This window comes from Nitrospirota bacterium (assembly GCA_035516965.1).
Classification (GTDB): Bacteria; Nitrospirota; UBA9217; order UBA9217; family UBA9217; genus MHEA01.
This window is the reverse complement of the sequence record DATIZR010000053.1, coordinates 24,335-34,288: the sequence shown is the minus strand read 5'-3', so window position 1 is coordinate 34,288 and position 9,954 is coordinate 24,335. Positions and strand designations below refer to the sequence as shown.

Here is a 9,954-nt window from a genome sequence, read left to right as displayed (position 1 = left end):
TTCTTTATTTCGACTGTTGAGGCGAACCGGCACTGGGCATACTGGCTGCTTTGTGCGGCGATGATCATTGAAGGGGAACTCTTTCTGGCCACGGCCGGTATGATGGTTCGGCTTCATGCCTTTCACTTTCTTGACTCCTTTCTCTTTGCCCTGTGTGGCGTCCTGCTGGGTGACATGCTGTGGTACTTTGCAGGGAGACAACTCCGATCCCGGTATCCCCGCCAGCGAATCTCAACAGTCGTGATACGCCGCGTCAAGAGATATCTGCCGGATATTGAGAGCAATCCTTTTCATGTCATTTTCCTGTCAAAATTTCTGTACGGCTTGAACCATTCAACTCTCGTTGTATTGGGGTTTCTTAAAGTTCCCTTCGGGCATTTTATGCGCATTCAATTTATTTCATCATTCATCTGGTCCCTGCTTTTTTTGACGATCGGATACCTTTTCGGCAGCGTGGCTGTTATGTTCACGCAGCGGCTCAGACATTTTATGGTCCTCGCGTTTATGTTGTTAGCGGTGATCGCCATTCTTGTTTATATTATCGGAAGGCTCATTGAGAAGGCAGAACAAAAGCATCAGGAGTTGTAGATTGCGAGGATTCTTCCTGGAGCAGATAGTAGTAGCGAAATGCTGAATAGTTCACAAGACAGGTAGTAATGGATCTTTATGCAGATTAACAATCATACATAGTATCCGGTGTACCACGGAATGCAACAAATGAGGGGGTCCCTATGGGCATTTTAGAACGATTAAGCAATCTTCCCAAGACATATCATATTGCCGTCGGTCTCCTTTTGGTGATGGTAATAGGATATGTTGATTACGTGACAGGTTTTGAATTACGAATGGAATTATTTTATTTGGTGCCGATTTCTTATGTTACCTGGTTCGTTGGCCAAAGAATCGGCATCATGTTTTCATTAATATCTCTTGTCACGATAGTGTTTTCAGACATTATGGCAGGAAAAAAATATGCCCAATTCACCATCGAATTCTGGAATGGGGCGATGTACTTCGCTTTCTACATCATTGTGACCGTTTTGCTAAAATTACGAAAAACATTGCAACAACGTGAAAGTCTCATTGAAGAGCTCGATAGGGCGCTCAACATGAATGAGGAGCTCAATAGCATGCTTCCCATTTGCGCCAACTGCAAAAAAGTCCGTGATGATGACGAGTATCGGCACAAGGTGGAGTTCTACATCGACAAACACGCGAAAACAACGTTTAGCCAGGGACTCTGCAGGGAGTGCTCAGCCAAGCTTTCTTCTCCAGGTATCGATAGAGATGAAATGAAGCCATCCTGTTGAACCAGGAAGATTGAGGCTGGAGGTGATCTCTCGTCAACAGATATTCAAGCCGCATCATTTATTACTGAATGTCAGTGAGGGTCCCGAAGGCTCGTTCAGACGTTCGATGCGGCCCACGAGCGTCGCAAAAAAAGCCGGCACTTCTGCTTCGAACGTGAGCCGCTCGTTGCTGAAGGGATGTTTGAAGGATATCAATCTCGCATGAAGCGCCATGCGTGGCTGCGGTCCATCCTCTTTCCCGTACTTTGTGTCGCCCACGATGGGTCGCCCGATTCCGGCGAGGTGCACCCGTATCTGGTTCTTCCTGCCTGTTAACAACGTCACTTCCAGCAAGGACAGGCCTTTTGTGAACCTGAGGACCCTGTAGGCCGTCTGGGACAGTCTGCCCTTGGTGCTGTCAGACGTGGAGTAAACGTTATACTCCTTGTCCTCCGCCAGGTAGGAAGTGATCGTATCCGAGCTCTTTTCGCATTTGCCGTGAACCACGGCCAGGTACTTCTTCTCCGTCTGTTTCCACTGGGCCTTCAGACGCAGCATCGCCTCTTCGCTCTTCGCGAAGATGAGCACCCCGGAGGTGTCCCTGTCCAGACGGTGAACGACAAAAAGCTGCTTGCGGGACCTGCCGCAGCCTTTGCGGATGTACTCCGTGAGCAGGGAATGGGCCGTGCGCGATTTTTCCCTCTCCGTAGCGACCGTCAAAAGGCCCGCCGGCTTATTCACCACAAGGATGTCTTTATCCTCGTAAAGGATTGCGATCCCTTTCGATACGAACTTGGCGCTCGAGCCGGGCCGTCTTCTCATAATAAATATTCCACTCCTGAGTTTCAGCGCACATGTGCGGCCAGCTGATATTTCAGAATGCCGCGGCAGACTTTATGCCCGAACTTACTTCGCCATTTCCCGGAGCGTCTCTTCCAGGTCTTTCAGGTATTTCCCGTAGCCGGCCCAGTCTTCTTTCCGGACCGCTTCCCTTGCCTTGCGCAACTGTTCCAGCGCCTGGGAGCTCAATTCCCGTGAGGGCCGCTTGCCCTCTGCCGCGCCGTTCTCCATCATCCGCATGCTCGGCAGCGAGCCGGTGAACAGGCGCTGGATCGCGGCATCGAGCGTCTCTTCCATGACCACGTTGTTCCCGTAGGCAACGATGACCCTCCTGAGCTCCGGCAGGCCGCCCTTGTCCGTGGCCACCAGGAAGAGCGGCTGCACATAGATGAGCGAGTCCTCGATGGGGATGATGAGGAGGCTCCCCCTGATCACATCGGAGCCGTGCTGGCCCCAGAGCGTGAGCTGCTGCGAGATATAGGCGTCCTGGTCGATGCGGGCGTCGATCTGGCGCGGCCCGAAGACGAGCCGGTCCCGCGGAAAGGTGTAGACCGTGACCTTGCCGTAGTTCCCGCCATCGCTTCGCGCTGCCATCCAGGCGGCCAGGTTGTCCCGCTTCGACGGTGTGAAAGGCAGGAGCAGGATGTACTCTTCCTCGTCGAACCCCGGGAGCTTCGTAATGAGGTAATAGGGGTCCATGGTCTTTTGCCGGTACGACGGGATCTCCCAGAGGTCCTCCTTGTTGTAAAACACCGAGGGGTCCGTCATATGGAAGGTCGTGAACATCCGCGCCTGGATCTTGAGGAGCGCCCGGGGATACCGGACGTGCCCCCGGAGGTCTGCGCGCATATCGCCGATCGGCTTGAACAGCGTCGGGAAGATGGCTGCATAGGTCTTCGCCAGGATGTCCTTCCGGTCCACAACGTAGAGCGAGACCGAGCCGTCATAGGCGTCCACGACCACTTTGACCGCATTACGAATGTAGTTGGTCCCTCCCGGAAGCGGCTTGGAATAGGGGAGGTTGCCGCTCTGGGTGTAGGCGTCGATGATCCAGAACAATTTACCGTCGTCGCCGATGACCATGTACGGATCAGGGTCGTACGACAGGAACGGCGCGATCGCGGCGACCCGCTTGATGACTTCCCGGTTATAGAGGATCCGGCTTTCATCGGTCACATCGCTCGACAGCACGATATTGAAGCTCCCGAAGTAGGCGGCATAGAGGCACCGCATCAGGAGCGACGAGAACCGGACGCCTCCCTTCCCCGTATAAACGCTGTACACGTTCCCCTCGGTCGTGGGATAGCTGAACTCCTTTGTCTTCGTGTTCACGATGACGTAGTCGTTCGGGCTTTCGCCGTAGTAGATCTCAGGCCGGGCCACCTTCGGCCCCGCGTTCGTGACCGGCGGGATGTCCTTGATGTAGAATTCCGGCAAGCCTTCTTTCGTGATGCCGCTCACGGGCCCCATGGCCAGGCCGAAGCCGTGGGTGAAGACGAGCCGTTCGTTGATCCATGACTTCTCCGGCAGATCAGCGTAGGACAGCTCCCGGGGGGACAGCATGACCTGGCGGTAGTTGTCGTTCACGGTATAGCGGTCATTGTCCACGCCGCTGAAGTGGTAATAGGTCCGGATCTGCTGCAGCTGGCTGTAGGTCTTCAGGAGCGGCTCTTCGTCCCAGAGCCGGATGTTCTGGATGGTGGGCAGGTTCTTCCGGATATCCGTGAAGGTCAGCTGCTTGTTCGCCGCAAAGGGCTCCAGTTCCATGTTCTCCAGGCCGTAGCCGTACCGGGTGAACTTGATATGGTCCGCGATGTAGGGCCGCTCCAGCACGATCTCGTTCGGCGAAACCTTGAAGCTCTGCAGGGTGGAGGGATAGACCTGCAGTCCCAGCAGGGAGAGGCCCATGAGAACCCCAAGCGCAGCGAGCGGCATGACGAGGGAGCCCCGGCTGGCAAAGACGGGAACGACGATCGCCGCAGCCAGGGCGAGCGCGGCCATGACCGTGAGCATCAGCAGGCGGGCGTGCACGTCAGTGTACGAGGCGCCGTACAGTACGCCGTGTTCGCTGGTCAGCAGTCCAAAGCGGTCGAGAACAAAGCTGAACGAGAGGCTGAGAAGAAAGAGCGATACCAGGACGGCGATGTGGCGCTTCACGAAGGGATCCACGGCGAAGAGCTTTCCCATGGTCACCGCGCCGCCCCGGAAAATATAGACCGCCGTTGTCAGGACAGCAGAGATCACGATCAGGATGCGGATCATCGAGTTCATCGCGTCGATAAAGGGATACTTGAACAGATAGAACGAGATGTCCTTGCCGAAGAGCGGATCGACAAGGCCAGCAGGCGAGCTGTTCAGGAAGAGAAGCGACTGCTCCCAATATCGCGCGCCAACCTGGAAGGCGAGGATGAATGCGGCAAAGGACACCAGGAGCGAGATCCCGCCCATCAGCCGGCCCAGATCGATGCGCGGCAGCTGCGGCATGCTTTCCCAGAGAAGATTCAGGCCGCCGGGCGGGAACCTTCGCTTTCCGGCAATAAGGAGGTTGCTGTAGATCAGGAGAAAAGCGATCACGCCGAAAGCGAGCCCGGCCAGCAGCTTTGCGGTAAGGGTCTTGGTAAAGACCGCTTCGAAGCCGGTTTCGTGGAAAAACTGCCAATCCACTTCAAGGGAGATAAGCTCCCGCGCGCTGGCGAGAAGCGTGAGCGCCGCGACGACGGAAAAGATAAGGACCCAGTGCCTCTGAATTTTATTGCTCATCACGTCCTTCCTTTCGTTCGTTCGCGGGTGCAGAGCGACTTGTAAGATCGAACTGTCTGAAAATGATCGTAGCGTCCTTGCCGGATCGATCAGCCGCAGCTACTTTAGCGGAAGATCATCCTCATGGCAAGGAAAAGAACCAGGATGCGAGAAAGAGTGTAGCACAGTTTTTTTAAAAGGGTCTTCTCCCTTTTGAGTGGGTACTTTGCTCGTTTTCTGAAGAATTGATTTTTTTTGCATATCCCCTTCGTGGCCTGAACGAATTTCTTGACCCGTCTAGGGCCACGTCCGCTCGGCCGCGCAAACTCGGCCTGCGGCCTCAGACAGTGCACGGCCGCCCAAGGGGACGCTTCCTTTGGTCAAGACGGGTGCCCGAGAAATTCGTAGGGCCGATCCGGGGACATGCGGGGTTTGGGTAAAGACTCAGGGTCCTTGCCTTTCAGAGGCCCCTGCATCCCGTGAACAGGTACGCGCACAAGCATGCGCAAGCTGTCAAGATCAATACCGTCACAAAGCTAGGCAGACACGGCCGAGCCCGCTATTCCGGGCGAGGGGAAGTGCTGCGATGCCCGAGAAGGCTTAGGAGCAGTACCCGCAATGCATGCCTGCGCGGACCTGTGAACCGGGGTGCAGAAAAAAGAAAAGCATCTTGAACTTCCTTGGAAGGACCTGTCTTTATGCTATGGTCCTTCATTTTCAGCCGGTATTCCCCCTTTCGGCCTGACACTATAGTATTACTGATCGCCTGCGTGACCGCATAGCTTAGCTCTAACCTTACAATTCTATGCTACACTTAAAATAAAGAATGCATCTCGTTTTTTTTCAGGTGTGAGGAGCTCCGGCCGTGATGACGAACCTAGCATTTAGAAGGATCAATTCACCTCGTCGGCGCGCGACCGATGACCTGAATAAGGGCGTGATAATAGACGGAAGGACCGGCAAGGTTGAACAGATCGAAGAGAAGAGCGATGCCGCTGAAAAGCGCTTTTACAGTGACGACTTGCTAATAAGAGCCGGTGAGGTCATCGATATTGTTACGATTGCCCATCGTCAAACCCATTTGTTGCCTTCCTCTGGCCTGCCAAAGGCCGCTTAAGCCACATCATTTCTCCATTTCTCCTAAAACCCGATCACGAAGGCAGCTGATCGTCAATAATCCTGTGCGCATTTAAAAATTCTGGATGGCATCCCTGAAACGTTTCATGGCCTTGTTGATCTTATCCAGCGGTATAGGGATGTCCTCGGTCTTCGTCAGATTCTTCTCGAACGAAAACGCGCTTCCTTGACCCGACTCGTCATAGACCAAAGGCTTTCCGGAAAAGACGGCATTGATCGTTATCGGAACTGTTTTCTGTCCTGATAAAATTCTAGCAGCAAGGGACCCCAGGACAGGCAAGAGGTCCTTATAAGCGATTATTGCTGGAACCTGGATCACCGTATCGCTTTTTGGAGGCAACACTAAACGTATGTCATTTCCCTGCAGCAGAAAATTCCCCTCTACAAAGAGTTCATAGGAAACAAGCACGTCCTTGATTCCTACCTTATTCGGGTTGTGCGCGGAGAACAGAAAGTGAACGGTTGTCTCGCTCTCCGAGACCTCCGCGAGTTCGTATCCCGAGTACGCGAAGGTGGGCCGCTCTAGTTTGGTGCCGAGGAGCCTCGATAATGAGCACCCCGGCAGGATCAGGATGAGGGCTATTAAGATCCCGCGTTTCATGAGCATTGTATATACTCCTTTGATTCCGGCAGCTACCCCTATCTCGGACGCCGTCCTATTATAACCTATATTGGTGTCGAGCTTATTAACTGTCTGATAATAGTTTTACATCGAATGTAACCACTCAGTATGACTATCCTTCAGAAGACGCGAAAAAAAAATCTATCCGCAGACGTCGCAGATGGACGCAGATTGTAAAAATAGTAATTTTTCTTCGGTTTAATCTGTGAAGTCTGCGCAATCTGTGGATAAAAAACTGAACTGGATTCCCGCATTCGCGGGAAAGTCATTTAGCAGAATCTTGATTGCTTCCATTGGTTCCGATCCGGTGTTTCTAGTATATGACCCTTAATGACAATCCTGCTTCATTTCTTTGAATCCAGGGTGTCGGTTCGCACCAGCTGCGGGAAAAACCGCATCCAGAGCGCTACGACGATGATCGTGCCGATGCCGCCGATCAGGACGGCGAAGACCGCCCCGAACCAGGCCGCGGTGATCCCCGATTCGAACTCACCCAGCTGGTTCGATGTTCCGATGAACAGGGAGTTAACAGCGCTGACCCGGCCCCGCATCTCGTCAGGCGTTTCGATCTGGACCAGCGAGTGCCTGATCACGACGCTGATCACGTCGGCGGCTCCGAGCACGGCAAGGGCAACGAGGGACAGGACGAAGGACGTCGAGAGAGCGAACACGATGGTTGCGACGCCGAAGACGGCTACGGCATTGAACATGGTCCTGCCCACGCGGCGCTTGAGCGGATAACGCGCCAGGAAAAGGGACATGGCAAGTGCTCCCACTGCGGGCGCCGAACGGAGGAGGCCCAGCCCCCACGGTCCGGTCATCAGGATGTCGCGCGCATAGATCGGCAGGAGGGCCGTAGCTCCGCCCAGAAGCACGGCAAAGAGGTCGAGGGATATGGCGCCCAAAACCTCGGGACGGCTGCGGATGAAGGCGATGCCGGCGAACACCGATTTGATGCTTGCGGGTTCGTGCAAGGCGGGAGCGCGGCCTGCGCGGATGAGGCCGAGAAATACGCTTGCAGCCAGGAACAGGATGCCTGCTGCTGCATAGACCTCGGTCGGGCCCACGGTATACAGGAGGCCGCCGAGCGCCGGCCCGACAATGGTTGCGGTCTGCATTGCCGACGCGGACCAGGCGAGCGCCCGCGGAAGGAGCTGGGCGGTGACCAGGCCGGGCAGGAGCGACTGCATGGTCGGCCCTTCGAAGGCGTGTACGGCGCCGACGACGAACATGATGGCGAGGATGCTCTCCTTGCTCTGCCAGCCCGCCGCGCTCCCCCAGGCCAGTGCGAAGGCGGCCAGGCCTTCAGTGAACTGGCAGACCCGCGCAATGGTGCGGCGGTCGTATCGGTCCGCAACGTGGCCCACGGCGAGCGTCAGCAGGAACATGGGCAGGAACTGCGCAAGCCCGACAAGGCCGAGATACAGCGCGCTGCCGGTGAGGGCGTAGATCTGCCAGCCCACGGCAACGGCCTGCATCTGGAAGGCGACCATGGTCGCGACACGGGCGAACCAGAACAGGACGAACGGACGGTGCCGCAGGATCGCCTGCGGTTCATCTGGAGCGAGAGAGGAGGGCATGTAGTTATGTATGATAGACCTTGCGGGAGATTACCTCGGGGACGTACTTCACCGGTGCTGGCGATCAGAACATTTGCACATAATTTCAAAGTCCTTCAAGCATTTTGTAATACTTCTGGATCGTTCGGATGGATTCCATCGTGGTTTGGTACAAAATCCAACTGAGGACAAGGATCCCTATGGTGAGCCCGATCTTCCATGCCCGCGTCGTTTGCGGACGCCACCAGATCAAGGGCAACGCCAGCGGTCCCACAGACAAGACGGCGATGATGATAAAGGTTTTCCCGAAATACCAGGGGATCTTTTCTTCTGCCATGCGTGGGCGTGCGGAGGCATCCAGGAACTCACCGCAGTGTTTACACTTTATCGCGTCGTCTTGAATATCTTCAGCACAGAAGGGGCACTTTTTCATTATCATCTCTCTTGGGAACGCCCGCGTCACGCGCCGCCCTTCGGCGCGTCGCTGTGGACGCGGTTGTTGGTTCATTCCTTTAGCAGTTTTGAAAGGCTGGCGCTAATTTCAGTTTCTTTTTCAAAATCGTTTGGTGCATGGCCGTAAACATGAACTATGTCGGGCGGATTAAACGAAAGTTCAGTCTGTGTTATTGAACCAACATAGTCATCCAGACATCTCGTTTTGAAATCATTAACGGAAACGAAGTATGTAGGGAAATGCCAGGATTGGTGACCGCCCGAGCTGGACATGCTGTAAACGAAGAACTTCGAATCTGGTGACCATGTCGCGTGTTCAACGCCGAAACCATGCTCGCCATCCTCAGAACTGTAACTTGCAGAACTCATGATAGCATCTTTCGAATGAACCTCAACTTTGCTCTCTCCAGAACCGGATGGTGCATTCGGCAAAGGAATAATGATTGCGATATATTTTCCATCTGGTGATTGGTACTCCTGCTGCGGTTTCGCCGCTTTAACTCTCACGCGGAAATCAGAGAAGCTGTATGTCTTCGGCCGCCCTCGCCACTTGAATGTTCCGGTTGCAAGTTGGCCCACTGCAAAAATCATGAATAACATTCCTGCAAGTAAGAAGATAGCGCTGAGCCATTTGATTTGCTTCGGTTTCATGTTACGCCATATTGACTTACCCCATTTTGACTTAGCGACTTGCGCTGTTTTAAAGAAGCTTAAAAAGGCAAAACTAATATAGAGCACAAGAAAGAGGAAATAGAAGGCGAATTCCATATATTCTGTGGTCGTCAAACTTGTAATGTCCCTCTGCTTCCAAAACTAATCGCGGCGGTAAGTCGCCCCCGCGCAGCGGGGTGTCGATCTTGACTGCCTGGTTCTTCGCCCGAGCTTCGCGAGGGCGAATGGCAGTCGGGCGACTTACCGCCGCGATTCTTTCCCGAGCGAAGCGAGGGGAAGAACAAGGAATTAGCGAAACGAAAATATTATCTCGACATTTCCGCACAATCAAAGCCAAATAGATATAACCAGTTGAAATTGTGCTGATTGTCAATTGACTAATATCCCATTTGTCATAAATCATGCTGAAACTGACTAATATGCAAATGCAGATATTAGTCAATAAAAATTCAATCTACCCCATGGTGTTCAGCAATTTCCATATGATGCAATTGCAATATACTGCAGGAAGTTTATTTTATTTAAAAACTATACCATAAAATCCATGATTCAAATAGTACTATGTGCTCATGCCGCCCCCTGTCATCTTACCGAGGCGCGCCCATCTTCTGCGCTCTAATGAATTTCTGAGTTGGCTTTATCT

At 53.7% G+C, this 9,954-nt stretch carries 9 protein-coding genes; 3 read left to right on the top strand and 6 right to left on the bottom strand.

All coding sequences use genetic code 11. The features are described 5' to 3' along the window. The coding region (locus VL197_08250) for a VTT domain-containing protein (GenBank protein HUJ17971.1) at positions 1-588 on the top strand (588 nt) is incomplete at its 5' end. Positions 589-731: 143 nt separating this feature from the next. Next, a complete protein-coding gene (locus tag VL197_08245; GenBank protein ID HUJ17970.1) occupies positions 732-1,310 on the top strand; it encodes a hypothetical protein in 579 nt (192 codons plus the stop codon). Between the two features lie 54 nt (positions 1,311-1,364). Here VL197_08245 and VL197_08240 read toward each other — a convergent pair whose 3' ends face one another. After that, the gene (locus VL197_08240) at positions 1,365-2,111 is read right to left on the bottom strand and encodes an RluA family pseudouridine synthase (GenBank protein ID HUJ17969.1); all 747 of its coding nucleotides are present in this window, start codon (positions 2,109-2,111) and stop codon (positions 1,365-1,367) included. Positions 2,112-2,195: 84 nt separating this feature from the next. Next, on the bottom strand, positions 2,196-4,889 hold the full coding sequence (locus VL197_08235; protein HUJ17968.1) for a UPF0182 family protein: 2,694 nt from the start codon (positions 4,887-4,889) through the stop codon (positions 2,196-2,198). 844 nt (positions 4,890-5,733) lie between these two features. Here VL197_08235 and VL197_08230 point away from each other — a divergent pair. After that, positions 5,734-5,985 (top strand): hypothetical protein, encoded by a 252-nt coding sequence (locus VL197_08230; GenBank protein HUJ17967.1) that lies wholly within the window; start codon positions 5,734-5,736, stop codon positions 5,983-5,985. Between the two features lie 72 nt (positions 5,986-6,057). On the opposite strand, the gene VL197_08225 is transcribed toward VL197_08230, so the two are convergent. From VL197_08225 to VL197_08210, 4 genes are all read right to left on the bottom strand, one after another. Then, positions 6,058-6,612: an LEA type 2 family protein gene (locus VL197_08225; protein HUJ17966.1), complete on the bottom strand. Its 555-nt coding sequence runs from the start codon at positions 6,610-6,612 to the stop codon at positions 6,058-6,060. A 359-nt stretch (positions 6,613-6,971) separates the two neighbouring features. Next, positions 6,972-8,207 carry an MFS transporter gene (locus VL197_08220; protein ID HUJ17965.1) on the bottom strand — a complete coding sequence of 412 codons (1,236 nt, stop codon included), beginning with the start codon at positions 8,205-8,207 and terminating at the stop codon, positions 6,972-6,974. Between the two features lie 85 nt (positions 8,208-8,292). Continuing rightward, entirely contained in the window at positions 8,293-8,619 is a 327-nt protein-coding gene (locus tag VL197_08215; protein ID HUJ17964.1) for a zinc ribbon domain-containing protein, read from the bottom strand. Between the two features lie 71 nt (positions 8,620-8,690). Beyond that, positions 8,691-9,425: a hypothetical protein gene (locus tag VL197_08210; protein HUJ17963.1), complete on the bottom strand. Its 735-nt coding sequence runs from the start codon at positions 9,423-9,425 to the stop codon at positions 8,691-8,693. Between the last annotated feature and the right edge of the window lie 529 nt (positions 9,426-9,954).

What these genes read in the sequence shown, in the direction of transcription:
- VL197_08245 (HUJ17970.1), top strand. Translation starts at nt 732, where the DNA reads ATGGGCATTTTAGAACGATTAAGCAATCTTCCCAAGACATATCATATT.
- VL197_08225 (HUJ17966.1), bottom strand. Translation starts at nt 6,612, where the DNA reads ATGCTCATGAAACGCGGGATCTTAATAGCCCTCATCCTGATCCTGCCG.
- VL197_08235 (HUJ17968.1), bottom strand. Translation starts at nt 4,889, where the DNA reads ATGAGCAATAAAATTCAGAGGCACTGGGTCCTTATCTTTTCCGTCGTC.
- VL197_08240 (HUJ17969.1), bottom strand. Translation starts at nt 2,111, where the DNA reads ATGAGAAGACGGCCCGGCTCGAGCGCCAAGTTCGTATCGAAAGGGATC.
- VL197_08215 (HUJ17964.1), bottom strand. Translation starts at nt 8,619, where the DNA reads ATGAAAAAGTGCCCCTTCTGTGCTGAAGATATTCAAGACGACGCGATA.
- VL197_08220 (HUJ17965.1), bottom strand. Translation starts at nt 8,207, where the DNA reads ATGCCCTCCTCTCTCGCTCCAGATGAACCGCAGGCGATCCTGCGGCAC.